At 64.8% G+C, this 25,695-nt stretch carries 26 protein-coding genes and 1 pseudogene; 13 read left to right on the top strand and 14 right to left on the bottom strand.

Features of this window, described 5'->3' with window-relative positions; translation table 11 throughout:
- Positions 1-3 precede the first annotated feature (3 nt).
- The 5 genes from fabF to VD964_RS03755 all read right to left on the bottom strand — a co-directional run bounded on the left by fabF (position 4) and on the right by VD964_RS03755 (position 4,818).
- Positions 4-1,266: a beta-ketoacyl-ACP synthase II gene (fabF, locus tag VD964_RS03775; protein ID WP_324865726.1), complete on the bottom strand. Its 1,263-nt coding sequence runs from the start codon at positions 1,264-1,266 to the stop codon at positions 4-6.
- 127 nt (positions 1,267-1,393) lie between these two features.
- Positions 1,394-1,633, bottom strand: coding sequence for an acyl carrier protein (locus VD964_RS03770; RefSeq protein ID WP_014247969.1), 240 nt, complete (start codon positions 1,631-1,633; stop codon positions 1,394-1,396).
- A gap of 188 nt (positions 1,634-1,821) precedes the next feature.
- Positions 1,822-2,559 (bottom strand): 3-oxoacyl-[acyl-carrier-protein] reductase, encoded by a 738-nt coding sequence (gene fabG, locus VD964_RS03765; RefSeq protein ID WP_324865724.1) that lies wholly within the window; start codon positions 2,557-2,559, stop codon positions 1,822-1,824.
- A 39-nt stretch (positions 2,560-2,598) separates the two neighbouring features.
- Positions 2,599-3,540, bottom strand: a complete 942-nt coding sequence (gene fabD / locus VD964_RS03760; protein WP_014247972.1) for an ACP S-malonyltransferase — start codon at positions 3,538-3,540, stop codon at positions 2,599-2,601.
- A gap of 291 nt (positions 3,541-3,831) precedes the next feature.
- Entirely contained in the window at positions 3,832-4,818 is a 987-nt protein-coding gene (locus tag VD964_RS03755) for an acyltransferase (protein ID WP_324865721.1), read from the bottom strand.
- A 416-nt stretch (positions 4,819-5,234) separates the two neighbouring features.
- On the opposite strand from VD964_RS03755, the gene rpsF reads away from it, so the two are divergent.
- The 9 genes from rpsF (at position 5,235) to VD964_RS03710 (ending at position 12,645) form a co-directional block, all read left to right on the top strand.
- Positions 5,235-5,675 (top strand): 30S ribosomal protein S6, encoded by a 441-nt coding sequence (gene rpsF, locus VD964_RS03750; RefSeq protein ID WP_085089177.1) that lies wholly within the window; start codon positions 5,235-5,237, stop codon positions 5,673-5,675.
- Positions 5,676-5,945, top strand: a complete 270-nt coding sequence (gene rpsR, locus VD964_RS03745) for a 30S ribosomal protein S18 (protein ID WP_012974291.1) — start codon at positions 5,676-5,678, stop codon at positions 5,943-5,945.
- A gap of 49 nt (positions 5,946-5,994) precedes the next feature.
- Positions 5,995-6,954: a DUF2232 domain-containing protein gene (locus VD964_RS03740; protein ID WP_324865712.1), complete on the top strand. Its 960-nt coding sequence runs from the start codon at positions 5,995-5,997 to the stop codon at positions 6,952-6,954.
- On the top strand, positions 6,954-7,517 hold the full coding sequence (gene rplI / locus VD964_RS03735) for a 50S ribosomal protein L9 (RefSeq protein ID WP_174469753.1): 564 nt from the start codon (positions 6,954-6,956) through the stop codon (positions 7,515-7,517). Before VD964_RS03740 ends, rplI begins: the two co-directional genes overlap by 1 nt.
- Before the next feature lie 261 nt (positions 7,518-7,778).
- A complete protein-coding gene (locus tag VD964_RS03730) occupies positions 7,779-9,065 on the top strand; it encodes a cyclopropane-fatty-acyl-phospholipid synthase family protein (RefSeq protein ID WP_324865708.1) in 1,287 nt (428 codons plus the stop codon).
- A 325-nt stretch (positions 9,066-9,390) separates the two neighbouring features.
- A complete protein-coding gene (locus VD964_RS03725; protein WP_324865706.1) occupies positions 9,391-10,614 on the top strand; it encodes an NADP-dependent isocitrate dehydrogenase in 1,224 nt (407 codons plus the stop codon).
- A gap of 131 nt (positions 10,615-10,745) precedes the next feature.
- Entirely contained in the window at positions 10,746-11,126 is a 381-nt protein-coding gene (locus VD964_RS03720; RefSeq protein ID WP_324865704.1) for an oxidoreductase, read from the top strand.
- 102 nt (positions 11,127-11,228) lie between these two features.
- Entirely contained in the window at positions 11,229-12,185 is a 957-nt protein-coding gene (locus VD964_RS03715) for an SPFH domain-containing protein (protein WP_324865702.1), read from the top strand.
- Positions 12,186-12,189: 4 nt separating this feature from the next.
- Positions 12,190-12,645 carry an NfeD family protein gene (locus VD964_RS03710; protein ID WP_324865700.1) on the top strand — a complete coding sequence of 152 codons (456 nt, stop codon included), beginning with the start codon at positions 12,190-12,192 and terminating at the stop codon, positions 12,643-12,645.
- Between the two features lie 66 nt (positions 12,646-12,711).
- Here VD964_RS03710 and VD964_RS03705 read toward each other — a convergent pair whose 3' ends face one another.
- The 5 genes from VD964_RS03705 to VD964_RS03685 form a co-directional block, all read right to left on the bottom strand.
- A complete protein-coding gene (locus VD964_RS03705) occupies positions 12,712-13,080 on the bottom strand; it encodes a GcrA family cell cycle regulator (protein WP_324865698.1) in 369 nt (122 codons plus the stop codon).
- A gap of 174 nt (positions 13,081-13,254) precedes the next feature.
- Positions 13,255-14,070, bottom strand: coding sequence for an anti-sigma factor (locus VD964_RS03700; RefSeq protein ID WP_324865696.1), 816 nt, complete (start codon positions 14,068-14,070; stop codon positions 13,255-13,257).
- A complete protein-coding gene (locus tag VD964_RS03695) occupies positions 14,070-14,588 on the bottom strand; it encodes an RNA polymerase sigma factor (RefSeq protein WP_324865693.1) in 519 nt (172 codons plus the stop codon). The genes VD964_RS03700 and VD964_RS03695 overlap by 1 nt, the downstream gene beginning before the upstream one ends.
- A gap of 75 nt (positions 14,589-14,663) precedes the next feature.
- Positions 14,664-16,109: an NADP-dependent isocitrate dehydrogenase gene (locus VD964_RS03690; protein WP_324865691.1), complete on the bottom strand. Its 1,446-nt coding sequence runs from the start codon at positions 16,107-16,109 to the stop codon at positions 14,664-14,666.
- A gap of 144 nt (positions 16,110-16,253) precedes the next feature.
- Positions 16,254-18,380: a multicopper oxidase family protein gene (locus VD964_RS03685; protein WP_324865689.1), complete on the bottom strand. Its 2,127-nt coding sequence runs from the start codon at positions 18,378-18,380 to the stop codon at positions 16,254-16,256.
- Positions 18,381-18,653: 273 nt separating this feature from the next.
- Here VD964_RS03685 and VD964_RS03680 point away from each other — a divergent pair, with 273 nt between their 5' ends.
- Positions 18,654-20,867: an SLC26A/SulP transporter family protein gene (locus VD964_RS03680; protein WP_324865687.1), complete on the top strand. Its 2,214-nt coding sequence runs from the start codon at positions 18,654-18,656 to the stop codon at positions 20,865-20,867.
- 92 nt (positions 20,868-20,959) lie between these two features.
- On the opposite strand, the gene VD964_RS03675 is transcribed toward VD964_RS03680, so the two are convergent.
- Positions 20,960-21,691: a hypothetical protein gene (locus VD964_RS03675; RefSeq protein ID WP_324865685.1), complete on the bottom strand. Its 732-nt coding sequence runs from the start codon at positions 21,689-21,691 to the stop codon at positions 20,960-20,962.
- Between the two features lie 626 nt (positions 21,692-22,317).
- Between VD964_RS03675 and VD964_RS03670 the strand changes: the two genes are divergently transcribed.
- From VD964_RS03670 to VD964_RS03660, 3 genes are all read left to right on the top strand, one after another.
- A complete protein-coding gene (locus VD964_RS03670) occupies positions 22,318-22,668 on the top strand; it encodes a hypothetical protein (RefSeq protein ID WP_324865683.1) in 351 nt (116 codons plus the stop codon).
- 289 nt (positions 22,669-22,957) lie between these two features.
- On the top strand, positions 22,958-23,161 hold the full coding sequence (locus tag VD964_RS03665; RefSeq protein ID WP_324865681.1) for a BrnT family toxin: 204 nt from the start codon (positions 22,958-22,960) through the stop codon (positions 23,159-23,161).
- Positions 23,149-23,517, top strand: a complete 369-nt coding sequence (locus tag VD964_RS03660; protein ID WP_324865679.1) for a helix-turn-helix domain-containing protein — start codon at positions 23,149-23,151, stop codon at positions 23,515-23,517. Before VD964_RS03665 ends, VD964_RS03660 begins: the two co-directional genes overlap by 13 nt.
- A 53-nt stretch (positions 23,518-23,570) precedes the next feature.
- On the opposite strand, the pseudogene VD964_RS03655 reads toward VD964_RS03660, so the two are convergent.
- The 3 genes and pseudogenes from VD964_RS03655 to VD964_RS03645 all read right to left on the bottom strand — a co-directional run.
- A pseudogene (locus VD964_RS03655) lies at positions 23,571-23,732 on the bottom strand (IS5/IS1182 family transposase); the annotation flags it as partial.
- A 73-nt stretch (positions 23,733-23,805) separates the two neighbouring features.
- On the bottom strand, positions 23,806-24,441 hold the full coding sequence (locus tag VD964_RS03650; protein ID WP_324865677.1) for a LysE family translocator: 636 nt from the start codon (positions 24,439-24,441) through the stop codon (positions 23,806-23,808).
- Between the two features lie 25 nt (positions 24,442-24,466).
- Positions 24,467-25,537 carry a radical SAM protein gene (locus VD964_RS03645; protein ID WP_324865675.1) on the bottom strand — a complete coding sequence of 357 codons (1,071 nt, stop codon included), beginning with the start codon at positions 25,535-25,537 and terminating at the stop codon, positions 24,467-24,469.
- Between the last annotated feature and the right edge of the window lie 158 nt (positions 25,538-25,695).

The following is a 25,695-nucleotide window of genomic DNA, read 5'->3' as shown; positions in this document are numbered from 1 at the left end:
CGCTTACGCGAATTCCTTGAACACCAGCGAGGCGTTGGTGCCGCCGAACCCGAAGGAGTTCGACAGGGCGGCACGGACGCGGCGTTCCTGCGCCACCTTCGGCACCAGATTCACGCCCAGGCAGCTTTCCGAGGGATTCTCGAGATTCAGCGTGGGCGGAACGATGCCGTGGTTGATCGCCTTGATCGAGTAGATCGCCTCGACCGCACCGGCAGCGCCCAGCAGGTGGCCGATGGCCGACTTGGTGGACGACATCGCCAGATTGTCCATGGCATCGCCGAACAGACGCTTCACAGCGCCCAGTTCGATCTCGTCGCCGAGCGGCGTCGAGGTGCCATGGGCGTTCACGTAATCGATGTCGGACGGGTTCATCCCAGCCCGCTTCAGCGCGGCCTTCATGGCGCGGAAACCGCCGTTGCCGTCTTCCGCCGGAGCCGAGATGTGGTGGGCATCGCCCGACATGCCGTAGCCGACGACCTCGGCATAGATGGTGGCGCCGCGCTTCTTCGCGTGCTCCAGTTCTTCCAGCACCACGACACCGGCACCCTCGCCGATGACGAAGCCGTCACGATCCTTGTCGTAGGGACGCGAAGCCTTTTCGGGGGTGTCGTTGAAGCTGGTGGACAGGGCGCGCATGGCGGCGAAGCCGCCGACGCCGAGACGGCTGACCGCCGCCTCCGTACCGCCGGCGACCATGACGTCGGCATCGTCCCACATGATCAGACGGGCAGCGTCGCCAATGGCGTGCGCGCCGGTCGAGCAGGCGGTGACGACCGCATGGTTGGGGCCCTTGAAGCCGTGCTGGATCGAAATATGGCCGGAGGCCAGATTGATCAGGCAGGCCGGGATGAAGAAGGGCGACAGCCGGCGCGGACCCTTTTCGTTCAGGGTCACGGCGCCATCGGCGATGCCCGGAAGGCCGCCGATGCCGGAGCCGACCATGACGCCGGTCCGTTCGCGCTCTTCATCGGTCTGGGGAGCCCAACCGGAATCCTTGATTGCTTCCTGCGCCGCGGCAATCGCAAAGATGATGAAGTCATCCATCTTGCGCTGATCCTTCGGCGGAACGAAGGCGTCGGCGTTGAACTCGCCCTCACCCGTTCCGCGCGGGAGCTGCCCGGCGACCCTGGAGGCCAGGTCCGAAGCGTCGAACCCCGTGATGCCGCGGATTCCCGACTGTCCGGAAATCAGCCGCTCCCAGTTCAGCGTGTGGCCGACGCCGAGCGGCGTGACCATACCGAGGCCGGTGACGACGACACGTCTCATGAGGCTGTTCCTTGACCTTTCCTCGAAAATAATGTCGACGATCAAGTCGTCGACGGCCAGGCCCCGCGTTGCGGATGAAGCAGGTGCGGTTTGCCTGGCCCTCGGGGGCTCAATGCCCGCGGCCCGATCAGGCGGCGGCGTTGGCCTTGATGAAGTCGATGGCGTCCTTCACCGACAGGATCTTCTCCGCGGCGTCGTCCGGGATCTCGACACCGAACTCTTCCTCGAAGGCCATGACCAGCTCGACGGTGTCGAGGCTGTCGGCGCCCAGATCGTCGATGAAGGAGGCGTTCTCCACCACCTTCGACTCCTCGACACCCAGGTGGTCCACAACGATCTTCTTCACGCGCTCGGCGATGTCGCTCATCTTTTAAGACCTTCCAATCCTTGAAACCGCTCGGGATAATCCGGTCGGAGCAACACGCGAAGAACGTGCCGTCCTGCCGCGAAAAGCCCCGTCCGATAACACATTTCAGCAGCCTTGACCAGCACCCGCGAGGGAGCCGGGTTGGCGCCGTTCTTCACACGTGGCGATGCCGCCCCGTCCGATCCTCATCAGATCATGGCCATGCCGCCGTTGATGTGCAGCGTCTGGCCGGTGACGTAGGCGGCCTCCTCGCTCGCGAGGTACACGACCCCGGCGGCGATCTCTTCCGGCTGGCCCATGCGGCCGGCCGGAATGGCGGGGAGCAGCTTCTGCTTCTGCTCGTCGTTCAGGGCGTCGGTCATGGCCGTGGCGATGAAGCCCGGCGCGACGCAGTTGACGGTGATGTTGCGCGAGGCCAGTTCGGCCGCCAGCGACTTCGACATGCCGATCAGGCCGGCCTTCGACGCGGCATAGTTGGCTTGGCCCGGATTGCCGGTGACGCCGACGACCGACGTGATGTTGACGATGCGGCCCCAGCGGCGCTTCATCATGCCGCGCATGGCGGCCCGCGACAGGCGGAAGGCCGCCGTCAGGTTCACGTCGATCACCGACTGCCAGTCTTCGTCCTTCATCCGCATGGCGATCTGATCGCGGGTCAGGCCGGCATTGTTGACGAGAATGTCGATCTTGCCCAGCGCCGCCTCGGCGTCCTTGAACAGCTGCTCGGTCGCCGCGGCCTCGGAAAGGTTACCGGGCACGACGAAGGCACGCTCGCCAAGCTCGGCGGCCAGCGCTTCCAGCGGAGCGACACGGGTGCCGGACAGGGCGACGACGGCGCCCTGGGCGTGCAGGGCCCGGGCGATCGACGCGCCGATGCCGCCGGACGCGCCGGTGACGAGGGCCGACTTGCCGGTCAGGTCAAACATGGATGGCCTCACGAGGCTGATGTATCGGGGAACTGACGGTCACAGGGTCTTCAGGAACGACTCGACATCGGCCGGCGTGCCGACCGACACCGCCGCCAGATCCTTGTCGATCCGCTTGGTCAGTCCGGCCAGCACCTTGCCCGACCCGACTTCGACAAGCCGTTCGACGCCCTGCTCCTTCATGGAGAGAACGCATTCGCGCCAGCGGACCATGCCGGTCACCTGTTCCACCAGCAGGCGGCGGATGGCGTTGGGGTCCGACACGGCCGACGCCGTGACGTTGGCGATGACCGGAACGACCGGAGCCGAAATGGTGACGTTCGCCAGAGCCTCCGCCATCGCATCGGCGGCAGGCTGCATCAGCGAGCAATGGAAGGGAGCCGACACCGGCAGCCGGACCGAGCGCTTCAGCCCGCGTTCGGCCGCCAGCACGATGGCACGGTCGATCGCCTCGGCACTGCCGGAGATCACCACCTGCCCGACCGAATTGTCGTTGGCGATGCTGCACACCTCGCCCTGTGCGGCGTCGGCGGCGATCGCCTGCGCCTGCTCCAGATCGGCGCCCAGCAGGGCAGCCATGGCGCCCTTGCCGACCGGCACCGCCTTCTGCATCGCCTGACCGCGCAGCTTCAGCAGGCGCGCGGTGTCGGCCAGCGTGAAGGCGCCGGCGGCGCAGAGCGCGGAATATTCGCCCAGCGAGTGGCCTGCGACGAAGGCGGCATGCTTGGACAGGTCGACCCCGCCCTCGCTCGCCAGGACCCGCATCACCGCGACGCTGACCGCCATCAGGGCCGGCTGCGCGTTCTCGGTCAAGGTCAGGTCGGCCTCGGGGCCTTCGGCCATCAGGCGCGACAGCCGTTGGTTCAGCGCATCGTCCACCTCTTCAAAGGTGAGACGAGCGACTTCGAACGCCTCGGCGAGCTCGCGACCCATGCCGACGGCCTGGCTGCCCTGCCCCGGAAAGACGAACGCCCTGGTCATGCTTCGGTGAAACCCTGGATGAAAGCGCCCCGCCCCTGCGGCGGCACCATGGATTGGGCGACAGTCATACCCTCACTTTTTAGCAAGTCAAGCGACGCGCGATGACCAAAGCGCCAATGGCACGATAAAACGCCACGTAATAAGACAGAACGCCCACGAAAAGCCGCCTGGTGGATGGGGTTGTTCGTGGGCGTTGCCCGCCGGGTCTTGCGCTGTTTCCTGCGCTGCAAACAAAGCGCACAAATCAAGGGCGGATCACGGGGAGATCAGGGGCGGGCCGGGGACGGACGATCAGGCTTTGCCGACCAGCGCCACCCGGGTCCAGGGCCTCACCTGCGCCAGCGCCTCCAACACCATCGGCCCGACCAGCCCGGAGATCAGCGCAACGCAGAAGATCACCCCATCCCCGGCATCCATGCGGTGCAGCAGCACGCGGGCCCCGGCGGCGAACATCGCGTGATGCAGATAGATTGCGTAGGACGACGCACCCACCGTGCGGAAGACCCGGCTGGACGGCATTGCATGGAGAAGGGTCACCGCTCCGCCCATGCCGCACAGCAGGGCAACGCTGCTGTTCCAGCCGAAATGGGGCAAATACCCCCAGAGCGAGGCCTGGTGCAGGGCGACCCCCGAACCCAGCGCCAGCCCGGCGGCACCCAGCAGAACGTTGCGCGGCACCATCGCGCGGAAGCGGGTCACCCCGACGCCCAGAAGGAAATGAGGCAACAGGAAGAAGGCCTCGTTCACCGACAGGATGTTCGAGTCGAAATGCACGGTCAGGCAGGCCATCACCGCCAGCGCCAGCGCCAGCGCGAATCTGCCCGGCCGGTCCATCAGGTTCGCCGCATCGAGCAGCGCCACAACGGAGAAGATCAGGAACAGTGCCTGCAGGTACCAGAAATGGGCATAGGGGAAGACGTAGATCCGCCACATCGAATCGGGGACGAAGGTCCCGTTGGCACCGGGTGCGTGGGTCTGCAGGAAATAGAAGAGAGCGGACACCACCAGGAATGGGAAGCCGAGCCGGCGCAACTTCTTGAGGAAGAAGGTCGTCAGCCGCTCGACCCGGGCCGGGTTCAGGGCATAGACCAGCCCAGAGATGAAGGTGAAGAGCGGCATGCGGATCAGCTCGAAGCTGTCGGTGGCGTATCGATAGATCGATCCGTCCGCCACCTGCATGCCAGCCCCGGGAATGCCGACCACATGGTAGGCGACCAGCAGGATGCAGGCCAGCCCCCTCAACTCCACCACATGATACGGTAACAGGTTCTTGCGCATGGCTACTCCGGGCACCGGGCTGTCGTCGCCGACGGCGGGCCGGGCCGAATGGACCGAACCGCAAGCTCCGCCTTGAACGGCTTGCGGAACATGGCGCCTGCGCAGGTCGATTGCACTTCGGTCAAATGCGCTGAAGCTATCCCGCGCGATATCCACCGTTGCACCCGGCCTACCCAGCGCACCGGCCAAGCGGCGCGCCCGGGCTGACCCGGCCGGTTCCCTAGAAAGAGGGTAGATTTTTCGAAGGTGGCAGCGCAGGCGGCCGGATTTTCGCTTGCTACCACCGTCGGCCTGTGCATACTGCGCCGCTTCATAACTCCTTGCCGGCGGTCCGCCGTCGGCTAGGCCCGGGCGGCTGATCCGATCCATGAGGGATGCGGCGCAGCGCCGGACCATGAACAGCCATGGGGAGTGCAATGGCACTTTACGAGTGCGTGCTGATCGCGCGCCAAGACATTTCGGCCGCCCAGGCCGAGCAGCTCTCTGAGCAGTTCGCCCAGATCGTCCGCGACAACGGCGGCACGATCGCCAAGAGCGAATACTGGGGTCTGAAAACCCTCACCTACAAGATCAAGAAGAACCGCAAGGGTCACTACACCCTCTTCAACATCGACGCGCCGGCCGCCGCCGTCGCCGAGATGGAGCGGAACATGAGCATCAGCGAAGACGTGCTGCGCTTCATGACCGTGCGTGTCGACGCCCTCGATGCCAACCCGTCGGCGATGATGCAGAGCCGCAACGAGCGTGGTGAGCGCGGCGACCGTGGCGACCGTGGTCCGCGTCGCTTCGACGACCGTGGCCCGCGTCCGCCGCGCCGCCAGGAAAACGTTGCCGCCGCCGAAGGGGAGACCGCGTAAATGTCCGACAAGCAGACCACGGGCGCTCCCGCCCGCACCGGCGGCGCCCGCCGCCCGTTCTTCCGCCGCCGCAAGACCTGCCCGTTCTCGGGCGCGAACGCTCCGGCGATCGACTACAAGGACGTCAAGCTGCTGTCCCGCTTCATCTCCGAGCGCGGGAAGATCGTCCCGAGCCGCATCACTGCGGTCTCGACGAAGAAGCAGCGTGAACTGGCCCGCGCCATCAAGCGCGCCCGTTTCCTGGCCCTTCTCCCCTACGTGGTGAAGTAAGCCCGGCAAAGGGCCGAAGGGTTTCGGTGAAGGCAGTCAAGGGGTTTCCATGGCCTTGGGTCCGGCCGGTCCGCTGGTGGTCGCCGTCGGCGGCGGTCTGATAAGCGCGTTCTTCTACCTGTCCGTGATGTTCGGCGGGATGGGAGCGCTGATCCTGGGCTATCTGGCCCCCCTGCCCCTGTTCCTCACGGGACTGTGGTTGGGGGCGCCCGCGGTGACGGTGGCCGGCTTGGCCGGCGCCTTCGCGGTGTTGCTGGGCACCTCCGGCAGCATGCTGGTGTCGCTGTCCTACCTGGTGACCGGGGCCGCCCCGGCGATCCTGGTGGTGAGGCAGTCGCTTCTGGCGCGCTCCCGAGAGGATGGAACCCTGGAATGGTATCCGCCCGGCCGGGTCCTGATTGGCCTGACCGGGATGGGCGTGGCGGCGCTGCTCGCCGCGGTGATCCTGACGCTCGGAGAGCCCGGTGGGCTCGAAGGGGTGATGCGGCAGACCCTGGCTCGAGTCGTCGAGCCGGCGTTTCGCATGCAGGGCCAGCAAGCCCCGGATCCCGAGGCATTCTGGGTGGCGGCCGTCCTGCCGGGACTGGTTGCGGTGTCATGGCTTGTCATGACGATCGTCAACGCGGTGCTGGCGCAGGGGGCGCTGATGCGGTTCGGCCGCAACCGGCGCCCTGCCATGCGTCTGGCCGAGCTGGAGTTGCCCAACTGGCTGGCGCCGCTGTTCGCGGTGTCGGTCGCGGCGGCTTCGGTCGTGCCGGGAACCGTCGGGTTCCTGGCGGTCAATCTGGCGCTGATCCTGGCGGTTCCTTTCGCCTTCGCCGGGCTTTCGGTGGTTCATGTATTCGCCAGCAGCCGATCGGCGCGCACGCTGATCCTGGTTGGCTTCTACATGATGCTGTTTCTCTTCGGGTGGCCGATCCTGCTTTTGGTCGGCCTGGGCATGATCGAGCAATGGATCGGGCTGCGCCGCCGGTTTTCCCCCGCGGCCCCCGGTCAGGAGGACGAGTGATGGAAGTTATTCTGCTGGAGCGGGTCGAGAAGCTCGGCCAGATGGGCCAGGTCGTCAATGTGCGTCCCGGCTTCGCCCGCAACTATCTGCTGCCGCAGCGGAAGGCCATGCGCGCCACCAAGGCGAACCTGGCCGTCTTCGAGAAGCAGAAGGCCCACCTTGAGGCCGTGAACCTCGAGCGCCGCAAGGACGCCGAGCATGTCGCGACCAAGATGGACAACGTGACGGTCGTCGTGATCCGTCAGGCTGCCGAGACCGGCGTCCTGTACGGCTCCGTGACCACCCGCGACGTCTCCGACGCGCTGACCGCCGCCGGCTACAAGACCGACCGCAAGCAGGTCCAGATCGACACCCCGATCAAGACCCTGGGTCTGTTCAAGCTGCGCGTCGTCCTGCACCCGGAAGTGTCGATCACGGTCACGGTCAACGTCGCCCGTTCGGCCGAAGAGGCCGAGCTGCAGGCCCAGCGCGGCGGCATGATCACCGCCGCCGATCTGCGCGATGACGAAGACGAGGAAGAGACCTTCGTCGAAGAGACCGCGACCGAGGAAGAGGAGGGCTGATAGCCCTTCTGCCGCCGACGGACCGGACCAAGGTCTGGAGCCGTTGCGGCACCGTCGCACTGCTCGTCCGGAAGCCGCCCGCCCCAACAGGGGCCGGGCGGCTTTCCGCATTCTGAAGCGGCCTTGCCACTGAAGCGATATTCAGGTCGGCACGCATACATCCGCAATCCCCGATTTGGGTAGCAGTCCTGACCGATTGACGGATTGCCGCCCCCCTGCCCCGGCGCCATGCTGATTTCGGCACCGCGGAAGGAGTTCGGCATGCTGCTGGTTCGTCTGCTTGCCGCCGCCATGGGCGACGGAACCCTGGATCTCGTCACTGTCGATGGGAAACACCATCGGATCGGCTCCGGCCTACCGAAACTGACGTTGCGGCTCCACGACCGCGCTGTGGAGCGGGACCTGCTGATCAATCCGCGCCTGCGTTTCGGCGAAGCCTATATGGACGGCCGCCTGTCGGTCGAGGGCGGCACCATCTACGACCTGCTGTCGATGCTGATGAGCGGCAGCGAGGTGCAGGGGGCGCTCGGCCGCGCCGTCGAGACGCTGTCGCCGCTTCTGCGCCGTGCGCAGCAATACAATCCGATGCGGCGCTCGCGGCAGAACGTCGAGCATCATTACAACCTGTCGCGCCAGTTCTATGAACTCTTCCTGGACCGCGACATGCAGTATTCCTGCGCTTATTTTCCAGAGCCAGGCATGTCTCTGGACGATGCGCAGGAGGCCAAGAAGCGCCACATCGCGGCGAAGCTGCTGCTGGTGCCGGGAATGCGGGTGCTCGACATCGGCTGCGGCTGGGGTGGCATGGCGCTTTATCTCGCCCGGCACTCAGGCGCGCGGGTGACCGGCATCACGCTGTCCTCCGAACAGTTGGAGGTGGCGAAGCGGCGGGCCGAGGAGGCGGGGCTGGCCGACCGCGTCACCTTCGAGCTGCGCGATTACCGCGAATTCGCCACCGCCCACCCGGCCGCCTTCGACCGCATCGTCTCGGTCGGCATGTTCGAGCATGTCGGCGCGCCGCATTACCGCGACTATTTTGACGCCGTTCGCGGCATGCTGAATGACGACGGCGTGGCGTTGATCCACGCGATCGGCCGGCTGGAGGGGCCGGGAGCCACCAATCCGTGGATCCGGAAATACATCTTCCCCGGCGGCTACTCCCCCGCCCTGTCGGAGGTGCTGCCGGTCATCGAGCGATCCGGACTGTTCACGACCGACTTGGAGGTGTTGCGCATGCATTACGCGGAGACCCTGCGCCATTGGCGCAGCCGGTTCGACGCGCGGCGGGACGAAGCGAAGGCGCTGTATGACGAACGCTTCTGCAGGATGTGGGAATTCTACCTGGCGGGTGTGGAACTGGCGTTCCGGCTGCAGGGACACATGGTGTTCCAGGTGCAGGTCGCACGCACCCTGGGTGCGGTGCCGCTGACCCGCGACTACATGGTGAATACGGAACGCCATCTGGCCGACGCGTCGGCAGACATCGACTCAACCGCCGGCATGGCGTCTAAGCTCCGGCCTGCACACACCCCGGAGTCGGCGACCTGACCTGTGGATGGAGTTGATCAGCGCCTTTCGATCGGCTCCCGGCCGCTGGAAAGCCGCAATCCGGCCAACCGGTAATACCAATTGACTATCATGGCCGGCTGCAGTGCCGCGTTGCAAGCGGAATCGTGCGACATCGACGCCTAAGCCGCCGCCGTACCTTCCTTTCCGTCACAGGGCGATGCTATATAACCGCGATTGATTTCCGCCCGGGGTACCGGGGAGCCACCCATGCGGCATGCTCCCTGGCAACAAGCGCCCGCTGGACGACGCGCCCGGCTCCCAAGGAATGACAACGCCCTTACCCGTTCGGGGAGATCTCGCACCCATGACCAAGATCAAGGTAGCCAATCCGGTCGTCGAACTCGACGGCGACGAGATGACGCGCATCATCTGGCAGTTCATCAAAGACAAGCTGATCCTGCCCTACCTCGACATCGACCTGAAGTACTACGACCTCGGCATCGAGAACCGCGACAAGACCGACGACAAGGTCACCGTCGAGTCGGCGAACGCCATCAAGCAGTATGGCGTCGGCGTGAAGTGCGCGACCATCACCCCGGACGAAGCTCGGGTGAAGGAGTTCAACCTCAAGAAGATGTGGAGGTCGCCGAACGGCACGATCCGCAACATCCTGGGCGGCACCGTCTTCCGCGAGCCGATCGTCTGCTCGAACGTTCCGCGCTACGTCCCGGGCTGGACCAAGCCGATCATCATCGGCCGCCATGCCTTCGGCGACCAGTACAAGGCCACCGACTTCGTCGTTCCCGGCCCGGGCAAGCTGACCATCAAGTGGGAAGCGGCCGAGGGCGGCGAGAAGATCGAGCATGAAGTCTACGACTTCCCCGGCGCCGGCGTGGCGATGGGCATGTACAACCTCGACGAGTCGATCGAGGGCTTCGCCCACTCCAGCCTCATGTACGGCCTGGAGCGCGGCTACTCGGTCTATCTGTCGACCAAGAACACGATCCTGAAGGCCTACGACGGCCGCTTCAAGGACATCTTCCAGAAGATCTTCGACGAGTCCTACGCCGACCAGTTCAAGGCCAAGGGTCTGGTCTATGAACACCGCCTGATCGACGACATGGTCGCTTCGGCCCTGAAGTGGGAAGGCGGCTTCGTTTGGGCTTGTAAGAACTACGACGGCGACGTGGAATCGGACGTCGTGGCGCAGGGCTTCGGTTCGCTGGGTCTGATGACCTCGGTGCTGGTCACGCCGGACGGCAAGACCGTGGAGGCCGAGGCCGCCCACGGCACGGTGACCCGCCACTACCGCGAGCACCAGAAGGGCAAGGAAACCTCGACCAACCCGATCGCCTCGATCTATGCCTGGACCCAGGGCCTGGCCTATCGCGGCAAGTTCGACAATACCCCGGACGTCGTCAAGTTCGCCCAGACGCTGGAGCGCGTCTGCGTCGAAACCGTCGAGTCCGGCTACATGACCAAGGATCTCGCCATCCTGATCGGCCCGCAGCAGCCGTGGATGACCACCAAGCAGTTCCTGGACAAGCTGTCGGACAATCTGGAAAAGAAGATGGCCGCCTGGTCGTAAGGCCGGCACTCTCTTTCTCAGGGTGCGACGCCGCGTCCGGGTCAAACCGGACCGCGGCTCGGCTAGGGTTCCGGCGGGGAGTTTCGGCTCCCCGCCTTTTTCTTGTCCAGTTCAGGAAAGGACCGAACCCGATGCCCAACGATCTGTTCCGTGTCGCCGTCGTCGGCGCCGGCGAGACCGGAACGCCCCTGCTGCGCAAGCTGCTGGCCGCCCCGTTCGTCGAACTTCTGGGTGTGGCCGACCTCGATGCAGAGGCGCCGGGCATGCGCCTCGCCGGCCACCGCGGCGTCAAGACCACCACCGACTTCCAGGAACTGGCGCGGTTGGGCGAGCAACTGGACGTGCTGATCGACGTCACCGGCGTGCCGGCAGTCCGCGAATCCCTGCGCAAGGCGATGCAGGAGACCGGCAACCATCACACGGTGATCGTCCACGAGATGGTCGTGCAATTGATGCTGTCGCTCCTGAATGGCGAATTGGTGCGGTTGAAGCACGACACGCAGGACTATTGAGGCGGCGGCATTTGCAGGCTCCGCGAATTGCCCCATGATGGGCGGAGGGTGTCCACTGCGGCGTCCGCCCATGTCAGGAGCCCATGTCAGGAGCGGCCATTGATGGAACTCGGTATTCTGGTCATTGCGGCATTCGTTCTGGTCGTCATCTTGGCGATCACCAGCGTCCGCATCGTACCCCAAGGGTTCAACTTCATCGTCGAGCGGCTGGGCCGCTATCAGGAAACGCTGCTGCCGGGCTTCAACGTCATCTTTCCGGTCATCAGCTCCGTCCGCGCGAAGGTCGACATGCGCGAGACCGTGGTGGACGTGCCGTCGCAGAGCGTCATCACCAAGGACAACGCCGCGGTGACCGCCGATGGCGTGCTGTATTTCCAAGTGCTTGATCCGATGAAGGCGACCTACGAGGTCAACGACCTGCAGCGGGCGATCCAGACGCTGGCGATGACCACCACCCGCACGGTGATGGGTTCCATGGACCTGGACGAGTTGCTGAGCCAGCGCGAAGCGATCAACGCCAGCCTGCTCCGCGCGGTGGACGAGGCGACCGCCTCCTGGGGTGTGCGAGTGACCCGCATCGAACTGCGCGACATCACCCCGCCCGAGGACATCGTGCAGGCGATGGGCCGCCAATTGAAGGCGGAGCGCCTCCGCCGTGCCCAGATCCTGGAGGCCGACGCCGAGAAGGAGAGCCAGATCCGCATCGCCCAGGGCAAGCTTGAAGCCGCCAAGCTGGAGGCCGAAGCACGGGAGCGGCTGGCCGAGGCGGAGGCCAAGGCGACCCGTCTGGTCTCGGAGGCGGTCGCGCAGGGATCGAATCAGGCGCTGGGCTATTTCCTTGGTCAAAAATACATGGAGGCGCTGAAGGCCTTCGCCGCCTCCCCCAACCAGAAGACCATGATCCTGCCGGTGGAATTGGCCGGCGTCGCCAGTGCCCTGGCCGGCTTGGGCGAGTTGGTGCGCGATGCCACCCCGCCCCGTACGCCTGCCACGCCGCCGCCCGCTCCGCGCAATCCATGGTCCGTACCACCGACCACATCCTCCGCGGACGGGGAGTAAGCGGATGTCGCCACTGCTGTGGGGAGCACTGGGCGCCTTGCTGATCGCGGCGGAACTGGTGCTGCCTGGGATCTTCCTGATCTGGTTCGGCGGGGCGGCTTTGCTGACCGGCCTCGTCACCGCGCTCTGGCACGATTGGGGGCTGGTCAACGAAGCCGGCTTCTTCACCATCGCCGCAGGCGCTGCGGTGGGCATCGCCATCGCCCATGCACGGCGGCGCAATGCATCGTCGGAAGGCGACGCCGCACGGATCAACGATCGGGCGGGACAGTTGGTCGGCAGGGCTGTGACGTTGACGGAGCCGATTGCCAACGGTCACGGGCGCGTGTTCGTCGGCGACACGCTGTGGGCGGTCGAGGGGCCCGACCGTCCGGCGGGAGCCGCCATGGTCATTGCCGGACACCGCGGCATGGTACTCGTACTGCGCGATGCGATTGAACTGCGGCAGGGTGCGCGATAGCGGCACCCAACAAAAAAGCCCGTCTCTCCCCCGAGAGCGGGCTTTCTTGAACAAGCGGTCAGCGGCTCAGGCAGCGCCGACGTTGCGGTCTTCGTCACGCTTCTTGCTGCCCGAAGCCGGCTGGTAGGCCAAGGCCGCGTGTTCGGCGCAATAGGGCATGCCGGGCAAGGCGTTCTTGCCGCAGAAATGGAAATCCTGGTGCTTGGGATCGCCGACCGGCCATTTGCACATCCGCTCCGTCAGAGCAAGGATGGTGGCACCGCGCGTCGGCTTCTTCTTGATGGGCGACGGCCGGCCCGACAAACCCAGACGGTGGGCCTTGCCGATGACCGCGTTGCGGGTGATGTCTCCCAGAATGTCGGCGATCTCGCTCGCGCTCAACCCCTGGGACCAGAGATCCTTGAGCTGTTGAATCCGCTCGTCCGTCCAACTCATCCCCGAGTACTCCCGATCCGGTGTCCGGTTATGTTGTGGCAAACAGGTCACGGTCTAGTGCCGTTTTCCATAAGCCGCAACATTTTGTGCCAGCCGGTGTGGAAGCTACCAGATGACGGCCGCCGACGATAGGGGGGCGCGGCAACATTCCTGTTGATAAGTCCGTGGGTAGACTCATGAATTCAGAGCGCCATACACCTCCTCCGCAACGCCGGACAGAGTGTCCCGATCGAGCTCTCCGGTGACGGCCAGCGCTAAGCCGTTGTCTTGCCAATACAAAGCACGAACCCCGCCATCCTGGGCGAAGCGGAATGCCGAACCTGAGGTGTTAGGAGCGGGGCGGATATACAACGTGATGCGACGCCCAGCCGCATCCTCGTACATGTACAAGGCCACAGGTCCAACGGAATCGGCCAAAAGACGCCCGCCGATCAGCTGGTAGCCCCCTCGTGTGACTTTTGGGCAACGCATAGTCTTGCCCAGCCGCTTGGACAGCCAGTTCACCAGATGAGCCTCCTCCTCCACGCCGATCTCGACCGGATGGCGAACCTCGACGGAGAAGACGCGGTGGGCGGCGACGGCATCGGCGATGAAGGCGGCGGTCGGCGGCTCGCCCGCCCCGGCCATCCGGTCGCGCAGTACCCAGCCGCTGGTTGCGCCGGCAACGAAGACCAGGAGAGAGGCGGCCACCGCGGTACCCCACAGCGCTCCCCTGCCCCAGCGTGAGACGTTCCAGCGGCTGGGCGCAGGGTCCGGATGCTCGCGCGCGGTGAAGGGCGGGGTCAGGCGGTCGGGCAGCGGCTGGTCGATCAGCGGACCGAAACACTGCCCCAGCATGGCACGCTGAGCGCGGTAGCGTTCGAAGCGTTGGGCGATCTCGGGATGGTCGGCGAGGTGGCGCTCGACATCGGCCAGACGTTCCTCCGGCAATTCGCCGTCCAGCCAAGCGTGCAGCTCGGCCTCGGTCACGGGATTGCGGGTGCCGCTCATCACTTGATCCTCCTGACCACCTGCTGGGTTCCGCCGTCGAGCAAGACCCTCAGCTTTTCGCGCGCCCGGGCCAGCCGCGACATCACCGTTCCGATCGGCAGTTCAAGAACCTCCGCCACCTCGCGGTAGGACAGCCCCTCCATTCCCGTCAGCAGCAGGATGGTGCGGTGTTCGTCGCTCAGCTGGGCGAAGGCGCGAGCGAAGTCGCGCACCGCCCCGCGGTCGGCCGGCGGCGCGCTGAGCGCCAGATCGTCGGCCAGATCCTCCACCGGCACCTCCGCGCCGCGCCGCCGCCGCCCGCGCTGGCTGGAGACGTGCAGGTTGTGCAGGATGGTCATCAGCCAGCCGCCGAGCTTCGACGGGTCGCGCAACGCATGGCGGTTGGCCAGCGCCTTCTCCACGCAATCCTGCACCAGATCGTCTGCATCGGAACGGTTGCCCACCAGGGCGGTGGCATAGCGCCGAAGCCGCGGCACATGGTCGGCGATGGCGCGGTCATCGATGTCGGGCGGGCTCATCAAAGGTCCGGAAAGGGCGTCGTCACCGGTCATGACGCCCTGCCCCGCCGTTTTATTCCGGCCGCCCCCATGGATTCACAGCCCCGGCGAGGAGAAGCCGGCCTTGCCGTCGAAATTGCAGAGGTTTTCGGTCTGGGTGAAGTCGATCCCGGCCTCCGCCAACCGCCCCAGCAGCTCGACGATGGCCCCATGCTGCACCGGCCCGCCATGCGCCAGGAAGCGGCAGCGCCAATGGTCGGTGCAGAAGACGTCGGCGTTGCCGTCGGGCCAGACCCGTTGCGAGCGGTTGGAGATGCTGGCGAGCGTCAGCGCCTCGGTCGACAGCGGCAGCACCAGCTCCGCCAGATCGTCGGGCAGGCCGCCGGACCATTGCAGGAAAACGTCGACCCCCACCAGTTCCTTGAGCGCGCGGACGCGCGGCGCCAGCCGGTTCAGCCCGTCATAGGCCGGCCGCATGGTGGAATAGCCGACCGGCGGCATGGTGACGGGGGTTTGCCCCAGCCGGTCCACCACCGCCTCGGCGAAGGCGCCGGTGCCGGCGCGCACCCGGCCCAGACCGCGGGCGTAGATGTCGGCGGTATGGATGCCGTCCTCGATCGTCTTCAGCCACGCATTGTGGATGCGAGCGGCGATATCGCCCTGGCCGATATGGACCAGCATCATCACCGCGGCCATCAGCAGGCCGGACGGGTTGGCGATCTCCTGCCCGGCGATCATCGGGGCCGAGCCATGGATCGCCTCGAACATGGCGCAGGTCTCGCCGATGTTGGCGGAGCCGGCCAGCCCGACGGACCCGGTCAGCTGGGCGGCGATGTCGGAGACGATGTCGCCGTAGAGGTTCAGGGTGACGATGACGTCGAAGCGCTCCGGCTGGTCGGCAAGCCGGGCGGCGCCGATGTCGACGATCATGTGGTCGGCCTTGATCTCCGGATAATCGGCGGCGATCTCGTAGAAGATTTTCAGGAACAGCCCGTCCGTCATCTTCATGACGTTGTCCTTGACGAAGGCCGTCACCTTTTGCCGGTGGTTGGAACGGGCGAAGTCGAAGGCGTAGCGCACGATGCGCTCCGACCCCGGGCGCGAGATCAGCTTCACCGACTGGATCACGTCGTCGGTCTGCCGATGCTCGATGCCGGCGTAGAGGTCTTCCTCGTTCTCGCGGATGATCACCACGTCCATGCGCGGATGCCGGGTCCGCACATAGGGATGGTAGGACACGCAGGGACGGACGTTGGCGAACAGGCCCAGCGTGGTGCGGGCGACGACGTTGAGCGACTTGTTGCCGTATCCCTGGGGCATGGTGATCGGCCCCTTCAGGAAGACGCGCGTGCGGCGGATCGACCCCCAGCCGGCGGCATCCAGCCCGCCGGGATGGCCGCGCTTGTAGACCGCCTCTCCCGCCGGAACCTCTTCCACCTTCAGCCGCGCGCCGGCGGCAGTCATCACATGAAGCACCGCGTCCGTGATCTCTGGGCCGATGCCGTCGCCGCGGGCGACCGTGACGGGGGTGATATCGCGCATGCACTCACTCCAAGGGGACGCGCGACCGTAGACGGAAACCGGGGGATTTTTCAATGGTTGGAGGCAGCGACGGATCGCAGCAACCGGCCGGCAACGGCAGGGGCCCCCTCTTCCCGCCTTTGGGGGAAGAGGGGGTCGCACCGGTCAGTGATGGGCCCCGGCAAGGCCGCCGTGGCCGTCCGGTACGCCGATGCTGACATTCTGCATCATGCCCTGGTCCTCGTGATCGAGGATGTGGCAGTGCAGGACATATTCACCGATGAAGCGCTCGTACCGGGTGCGGACGGTCACCTTGTAGGTGCCCTTCGGCGGCTCGGTGGAGCTGAGCGGCTTGGTGATGTCACTCTTCACCCAGATGGTGTCCTTCCACACGCCCTTCATGCCGGCATAGTCGGGATCGCCGGAGCCGGCTTCGCTGACGTCGCGCCCGTCGGGACCGATGATCGACACGACCTGGAACGGGTTGACGTGGATGTGGAAGGGGTGGCTGACGAAGTAGGATTGCAGTTCCCACTGCTGGGCGGTACCCAGCACCACGGGCCGGTCGACCACGCTCGGCTGGTAGGCGGACGCCCCCTTGGGCCCATAGGTGCCGTCGGGGTTCTGCACCACCTCGAAGCTGTTGGAGACCTGGAACAGCGGGTTGGTCCGCGTCGCATCCTTGGGCGGGACGTTGATGTAGAAGACCAGTTCCTGCTTGGGCTGGTGCACCACCTCATGCTCGGTGATCGGCGGGTGGGCGGTGAAGCGGGTGAAACGCGGGCAAAAGGGGGTATCGACCATCGTCTTCCCGAAGCAGCGGGCGTTCAGGTCGCCGATCACCTCCTTGGCGACGGCCGGCGCGTATTTCGTCGCGTTGGCCGACAGCTGGCGGATGATCTCCTTCACCGGGTCCTTGACCACGCGGTCGCCGCGCACGCGGACGAAGCCGAGCACGCCGGTGGAGGTCGCGGTCTGGTCCGGGCTGGCGTTGGCCGCCGACGGCTTGTTGACGACGCAGTAGATGCCGGGCTCGGGGAAGTTGACGAGCAGGTCGTCGCGATAGCCGGGCTGCATCGGCACGCCGGTGCGCACCTGCCCCTCGTTCAGGGTCAGGCCGTCCGCGGCGGCCAGGATGTAGGGGACCGGCTGTCCGGTGCAGCGTTCCTTGGCGAAACGGTCCTGGTCGGCGGCCGACAGGGTCTTCTCGCGCTGGAAGAAGTCGGTGACGTCGAGCTTGCGGAACTCCACCGTGATGGGGGAACGCACGCCACCATGGATCAGGCGCCAGCGCTCGGTCTCGCCGACCTTCGCATTGGCGAAGATCGGACGCACGCGCCCGTTGACGGTGGTGAACCGCCCCGACTGTTCCCAGGTGTTTGGGCCGAACTGATCGTAGGACACGATCTCGCCCACCTCGCCCGGTGCGCAGCTCCAGTCGACGGTCTTCTTCACCGGATCGATGTACTTCAGCTTGCCGTCCTTGGTGCAGGCGTAGGGGATCTGCTCGAACAGCAGGACCCGCTCTGTCATCGCCACGCCCTTGGGGCTCTTCAGCAGGGTGTCGAGATCGCCGTTGGCGTCCTTGGTCGGCGGACGGTCGCCGCGGATGATCAGCGCACCGGCCATGCCGCTGCCGACCTGCAGCGCGGTGGAGCCGTGGCGGTGCGGGTGGTACCAGAAGGTCCCCGCCGGATGGTCGGCCGGGATGTTGTATTCATATTCGAAGGTGACGCCGGGATTGATCGACACCAGGACATTGTCGCTGTTGCCGGTCGGGCTGACCCAGACGCCGTGGCTGTGCAGGTTGGTGCCGTTGAAGCAGTGCGGGTTGTTGATGTCCGCCTGCGCCTGATTGTTGCAGTCGGGATCGGGCGGCAGCTGGTTCTGCAGCTTGATACGGACGGTATCGCCCGGTGTCGCTTCGATGGTGGGGGCGACATAGGGGTGGTTGGGGTCGACGTCGGTGCCGCGGTAGCTGCGCAGCCGCACCGGGTCGGGCCGCCCCTGCGCCGGGTTGCGGATGTAGCCGTCGGTGAAGGCCACGAACAGGTCGTAATTGCGCACCTGGCCGGTATGCGGCCGGGGAGCCGTCTGCGGCTGGCGCAGCAGGAGCGAACCGGCGCGCGGCGAGGCCGAATTGTTCAGCACCGGCGGATTGCCGAAGGATTCGCCGGCCGGCTCGGCGCTGCCCTTCGCGGGAGCGGTTGCCGCCATGGCGGCCGGCGCCACTCCCAGCGTCAGGGGCAGCGCCATGGGCAGCAGCACGCCCAATAAGTACGCATTCTTCATAAAATGCTCCATCGGATACGGATGATGGAGGGCATGATGCGTCTCAAAAATTGTTAATTGTAACATTGTCACACGTTGAATCATGCGGCGCCCATTGATGGGCGACTGCGCAATGCTGGGTGGAGGAACACAATTCATCACCGCATACAGCTTGCCTGAGGCCGGGAAAATCTGCTCACTGTCGCGCCTGCGCCGATGTCCGGCGCCGTAGAAATCAGGCTCCCCGCAGCAGTGGCCGAAGCTGGCCAGAGAAACCGGACCCCACCCGACATCATGAGCGACGCGCTTCCGCAGAACAGACAGGCCGGACGCGGCAAAACCCTGGTCGCTTCGGTGATGATCGGGCTGATCGCCGGCATCGACAATTTGGGCAACGGGCTGGCGATCGCGGCACTTCTGTTCACCGGCCCGCTGGCGACCGGGCTGGGCGCTGGGGTTGTCGTGGTTCTGTTGAGCGCCGCGATCCTGGCCCTGCTGGTCGCCTTGCGCAGCACGCAGCCGAACTCCGTCGCCCTGGTGCAGGAGACGGGGGTCGCCATCCTCGCCTCCACCGTCGCGACCATGGCGGCGGGGCTGCAGGACGCGCCGGACGGGGTGAAGGTCGCCACCGCCTTCGCGATCCTGGGCGGCAGCACGCTGGTGACCGGGCTGCTGTTCTGGATGGTGGGACGGCTGCGGCTGGGCCGGCTGGTGCGCTTCTTCCCGTACCCGGTGGTGGCCGGCTTCCTCGCCGGGTCGGGCTGGCTGCTGGTGGAAGGCGCGCTGGCGATGGTCAGCGGGCGGCATGGGCTGGCGGCCGGCATCGCCGAGTTGGCGAGCCCGGCCATGGCCTTCACCGCGACGGCGGCGGCCGGGCTGGCGGCACTGCTGGTCGCGGTGATGCGGCGCAGCGACAGCCCCTTCGCCATGCCGCTGGCACTGCTGGCGGCTGCGCTGGCCTTCCATGCCGCCCTGCCCCTGCTGGGCCTGACGGCGGAGCAGGTGCGCGGCTGGGGCTGGCTGCCGGGCATAGCCGGGGATGCGGGGTTCAGCCTGCCGGTGCCGACCGAGATCCTGGCCCTTGCCGACTGGGGCCGGGTGGCGGAGGCGGTGCCGGCGATGGTGTCGGTCGCCGTGCTGGGCATGCTGGGCCTTCTGTTGAATGTCAGCGGGATCGAACTGGCGCAGGGCCGCGACATCGACGCGGATGCGGAGCTGCGATCCACCGGTGCCGCCAACCTGATGGCCGGGGCGCTGGGCGGGCCGTCGGGATATGTCGGGCTGGGGATGACGCTGCTGGCCGGGCGGATGGGCGCCACCGGGCGCGGGGCCGGGCTGGCGACCGCGGCGGTGATCCTGGGCGGGTTGTTCGTTGCGGGATGGCTGGTGTCGGTGACGCCGGTGTTCCTGACCGCCGGGCTGATCCTGTTCCTGGGGGTCGAGCTGCTGATGGAGTGGCTGGTCGAGGCCCGCCACCGACTGCCGCGGACGGAGTGGCTGATCGTGCTGGCCGTGGTGCTGGCGATCGCCGGCATCGGCTTCATGGAAGGGCTGGCGCTGGGGCTGGCGGTGTCGCTGGCCATGTTCGTCTACAGCTATTCCCGGCTGCCGGTGATCCGCGGCCGTCACAGCGGAGCCGAGTTGCGCAGCCGCGTCGACCGCAGCCCGGCGGCGAGCCTGCATCTGACCGGCGCCGGCGCGGCCATCGAGGCGATGCAGTTGCAGGGATACCTGTTCTTCGGCACCGCCGAGCAGATCGTCGCCCCGGTCCGCCGCCGGCTGGAACAGGCGGGCGGGCCGCCCCTGCGCTTCCTGGTCATCGATTTCCGCCACATCAAGGGCATGGATTCGGCGGCGGCCGGGGTGTTCCGCCGCATCCGCAACCTGATGGAGGCGGCCGGCGCCACCCTGGTGCTGAGCGCCCTGCCCGCCGCCGTGGAAGAGGCCTTCCGCAACAGCGGCCTGGACCCCGACGGCGACCCGGTGCTGCGCCGCGCCCCCGACCTGGACCATGCGCTGGAATCCTGCGAGGAGGCGCTGCTGGCCGAAACCGGGCGGGACGGCAGTGACGCCCCGCTGCTGCGCCATCTGGAGGGGATGACCGGGCCGCACCCGCGGCTGGGCGATGCGGTGGCGGCGCTCGACACCCTGCATCTACAGCCGGACGAGCTGCTGATCCGCGCCGGCGAGGCGGCGAGCGACATCTTCATCATCGGCAGCGGCCGGGTGAAGGTGCAGATCACCCTGCCCGACGGCAGGATTCTGCGCCTGCGCACCATGACCGCCGGGGCGGTGGTGGGGGAGATCGCCCTGCTGCTGGGCCAGACCCGCGGCGCCGACGTGGTGGTGGAGGCACCCTCCACCATCCACCGCCTGACCGCCGCGACCCTGGCCCGGCTGGAGCGCGAGGACCCGGAACTGGCGCTGGTCCTGCACCGCATCCTGGCGACCACGCTGGCCCAGAAGGTGACTCTGGCGAACCGGGTGATCGAGCAGGCTGCGGGCTGAGGCGGTGAGTTGGCGGTGAATGGAACGTTTGAAACGCCGTGAACCGTTTTCGCCGCGGCGTTCAAGCGTTTCATCCGTTCATCGGGGGCCGTTCACCGGCGGCGGGTGTACGGCCCCTCCCCACCCTTGCGTTCCAGCGCCGAACCCAGGTTGGGGTACGGATCGCTGGGATTGTAGGTCCAGGGATAGACGCCCTTCGGCCCCTCGGTCTCCGGCCGGGCGAGGATGGCGGCGATGTTGTCCGGATCGGGCTGCCGGCGCTCGCGGATCGCACCGGGGACGCTGTCTTCGTCGAAATCGGGGACCGGCGTGGCCGGCGCTTCGGCGGGCGGGTTTTCCGGAGTGGCCGGAGCGGCGGCGCGGTTGCCGGGGGCGGTCGGGGCGGCGTCCGTCCGGTCGGCGCCGAACTCCTTGAGCAGGCCGAGCTTCTCGGCCAGCCAGCGCACGGTGCCGGGATCGCCGATGGAGACCAGCCGTTCGATCTGCTCCGTCACCAGCGCGCGGAGCGAGGACAGGCGAAGCTCCGCCTCCCGGTTCAACGCCTGCCTCTCCCACCAGACGCGATGGCGGAAGGGCTGCGAACCGTAATAGGCCCGCCACAGCGTGGTGCGGCTGCAGCCCATGGCACGGGCGACCTGCTGGAAGGAGGCGCCGCGCGCCAGCATGCCGGCGGCCATGATCCACTGCTCCTCGTGAAAGCGCGATCCGGGGACCAGCGAGCCGTCCGGCGGGACCGGCGGCTCCTCCGCCCAGCAGGGGAAGCGGTCGGCGGGGCGGGCGGCGGAGGTGGTGGTGGCTTCGGTGGGGTTCAGACAATCGGGCATGGGGCGGCTCCTCAATCTGATGGGCGTATGATCCTATTTCAGCGGGAAACGCCCGATCATGATAGGAGAAAAATCATATTCTAGTTTTTGCCTGTCCGGCGGCCGGCTTGTTCCGCCGTGGGATGGGGCGGCAGCGGACGTCATAGCGGCAGGCGGCCCCGGCATGGCCCAGCGGAGCGGACGCATCTTCAGAATGTTTTTTATGCGAGTATGCGTCTGATATGGACGCTTCCTGACGATTGATACATCTCGTCACAAAAAGACAACCACCTTAACGAGCCTACCATCGTAGCGATTTCAAGCATCATTCGACGATTCAGAGTATCATCAACGATAATCTTCTAATCACGTAAAATCCAATATATTTAAATGTTATCCAAGGAGCATATTTTTATCATATGCATGCAGTATAAACATGAATACAAATCTATTCACCGTGAATATGTTCATGTCTTAATGAATACCGACGCACGACATAGACTCATTTAGTCAGATATATTTGATTCTTTTTGAAACAAGTATTTCATTGATTCAAATCCTGAGCGGAACGATATTTCACTTGCACCGAGCAACAATGTCTTGTGTGCGTTGAATTAACACTAGTCATAGAAACCAGGAGCATAGAAATGCGTTCTTCTTTCAAGGTTGGCATGATCGGCACCGTTCTGGCCATTGCGGCTTTTGCGGCCGGCGCCGCCCACGCCGACACGGTGGTCATCTCCTCGCACGCCAGCATCGGCGCCCCGGTGCAGAACCCCTCCTCCAGCATGACCTGGGCGGCGAACCCGACCACGGACAACCTGGCGGTCCAGGTGGCCGGCAAGACCTGCACCCTGGTCAGCTCGGCCAAGGCCATCGGCGCCACCGGCTGCAACTATGCCCTGAACGTCGGCCCGGATGGCGTCATCACCGGCGCGCTGACCGCCGGCAACCCGGGCTGCACCCCGACCGCCCAGGTCGCCAGCAGCTGCAAGTAATGCGGTAGACGCATCGGCGGCATGGTTCGCGCCATCGCCGCCGATGACGGTCCGGCCAAGCACCCCCGTCCTCGCGTTCATCGCCGAGCCGACGCGAAGGGGGGTGCTTGGCCGGATTTTTTGCGTTGGGGGGTGGGGTGAGGGCTGGATCGGGGCGGTATGAATGCCATCCATGAGTGTTTGCCATTGGTACGGCAATGCCGCATGATGTCGTGAATGGACATCGAACTCGATACTGAGAAGGACGCCATCAAACGGGGCCAAGCACGGCTTTCCGCTAGCCCTCGGCTTGATCGTCCTGGAGAACCGCGTCGGCGATATCGCAGACCCGCGGGAGTATGTGACGGAGTTCGGGACCGAGTACCGCCGTCTGGCGTTCGGGATGATCGCCGGGCGGTTGTTCGTCTGCGTTTACACGATGCGCGGCGAGACCTACCGCCTGATTTCGGTGCGGAAGGCCAACAAGAGGGAGCAACGGACATGGCTACGGTAAAGGTCACCAAGGAAATGGCGGCAGACGCGCTCCGGGGGATCGACTGGACCGCCGTGGACGCGACGAGCGACGAAGAGATCGCGCGGCAAGTGGCCGCTAATCCTGACGCTGCGCCGATCCTGTCCGACGCCGAACTGGACCGGGCGACTTTCGGCGAGCGCGTGAAGGCGATCCGTGAGCGGCTGCGACTGACCCAGCCGGCCTTCGCCGAACGCTTCGGCTTCCCAACCGCCAGCCTACGCGATTGGGAGCAGGGCCGCCGGAAGCCGGATGCCGCGACCACGGCCTATCTGGCCGTGATCGAGCATGAACCGGAAGCGGTGATGCGGGCGTTGGAGAAGTCGCGTGCGGCGTGAGGTTCGAGCAATAACAATATGAAATATGAATTATTCAGTACCTGTTTGAAAAATCATGGATGAACGACTCTTCGGAGCATGAATGGACCTATAGTGAAATAAGTCATGCCGCCTGACACGTCGCACTGCCTTTCGTAGTCGCGGACGAGACGGCGCCACCGCATCATCCATCCGAAGGTTCTTTCCACAGTGAAAGTTCCGACGTTCCATCGGCGAGTAGGTCAGACGCCGCCTCGCTCAATCCTACAAACGTCTATTCCATGTTTCTTTCGGCGATCCGCGCTCATCTCATTTGCCAGGAAGTTCTGTCGTAATGACGAGGACCGCGACGGCAAAGAGGAGCACCGATCCAGAAATTCGAGAAACGGTCCTTCGACGGGTCGGCGTCATCTGCCAACGGCTTGCACTGTAGATCGCTCCCAAGCCTGCTGCATAATACATGATCAAGCATAGGATGCTGGTAGTGAGCCCATACAACAGAGCCTGCTCCCAGAGCGGGGACGCCCCTATTACAAAGAATTGCGGCAAAATGGAAAAGTAGAACAGGATTCCCTTAGGATTTAAGGTGCTGGTCAGAATGCCGAATACAAAATCCTCTCGCAGAGTGCGTGCCGGTGCATTCCCGGTCATCTCAATTTCGCCAGTGGAGCTGAAGAGGCGATAGGCAAGGTAGGCGAGATAGACTAGCCCGGTGACCTTTAACCCAAGGAAAAGCACCGGACTGCGCTCAAAGATCAAGCCCACGCCGGCAGCCACCAGGATGGTAAATACCGTATAGCCGAAGGCGATACCGAGCGCCGCGTACCATGCGGCGGCTCGGCCATGGAGGATCGAGCGGCCTACGACATACAGCATGTCCGGTCCCGGCACGATGATCAGGCTCATGACCATCGCGACAAAAAGGAAAAAGTTAAGATCCATCATGGAATCCTTTCAGAGTGCGAATGGATCAACTATAGGCGTACATGCCTGTTTTCATGATTACGTCGATAGATGGGTCAATCGACTGAATGACTTCAACTCGGCGGTCAAAAAGTTCCATGGCGCTAAAATGATCACCATCATAAATTGGGAAATAGAAATTCCATCCTTCTGGGAATTCGTCTGCTGAAAAATTCGTTTTCATTGAACGGAATAGCGATATCGGTATCAGGTGAAACACAGAATAGCGTGCATCGACGCCGGCATATGTTTTTACCATTGATTTTATGCAATCATAGCCATTTTTAATATTCTGAAAGGTGTGATCGTCTGCACTTCGGCCTAGTACGACGCCGAAATTGATCTCGGGAATGCCTGATTTCAGGATTTCACCAATGATGCGGTTTTGCGTTTCAACCGGCTTCAGCTTCTTATAGCCAGCACGATGATCGAAGGTCTCGACTGGAACGAAGACGCGGTAGGCACCGACATGGTGACCAGTCGTTGGATCACGCGTGTTCTGAAAAAGATGCCCGACCAGTTCCGAATCGAGTTCTTCCCCGCGCATGAAGCGACCGATTTCGAGACCATTCGGGAATTCCCATGCAAAACCCATTTCTCTGAGGGTTCGGAAAAGGGCAATAATGTAGTCACGCTTTAAGAGTAGCAGGTTATCGTCAGAGAAGTTGAGCGTGCGAATGCCATTATCACGGTAGTGCTTGAGCATCTCAATTGCGTCATCCAGGGGTAAAGCTTCGAACTTTGTCCGACGACTTTCGCAAAAGTCGCATTCGCGCGGGCATCCCCTAGTGAAATAGATGAATCCCACCGGTGTCGAAACACCCTCCGGAACAGGTCCATCATGGCTATCGATGTATCGAGCGACATCACCGAGTTTGTGAAATGCGGGACGGCTAAGAGCGGTGAAGGGGAGTCTATAATCTTCGACGATACGCGGCTCCGACCAATCATGTTCGACCAAGGCTGCCGGGTCCACGTCGCCACGAAACACGATGTCCGCTCCTGCCGCCACGTAATATTGCGGGCGGGCCTTGGCATCGGCTCCACCCACGAGAATTTTCACTGATGGCTTGATCATTCGGGCATATTGGATGAGATGTAACTGCTCACCTAGCTGGCAGCTGATGAGCAGTCAGGCGACGGTAAAGGTTCCCTCGACGAGCGCTTGGATTGCGGTCCAGGCGGACTGCCCCTGGCGACGTGCGGTTCCGGTGACGGAGCGATAGCCGGCGTGGA

The organism is Azospirillum sp. (assembly GCF_035628975.1).
Taxonomy (GTDB): Bacteria; Pseudomonadota; Alphaproteobacteria; order Azospirillales; family Azospirillaceae; genus Azospirillum.
The sequence above is the reverse complement of the archived record's forward strand: the minus strand, read 5'-3'. Positions and strand labels throughout refer to the sequence as shown.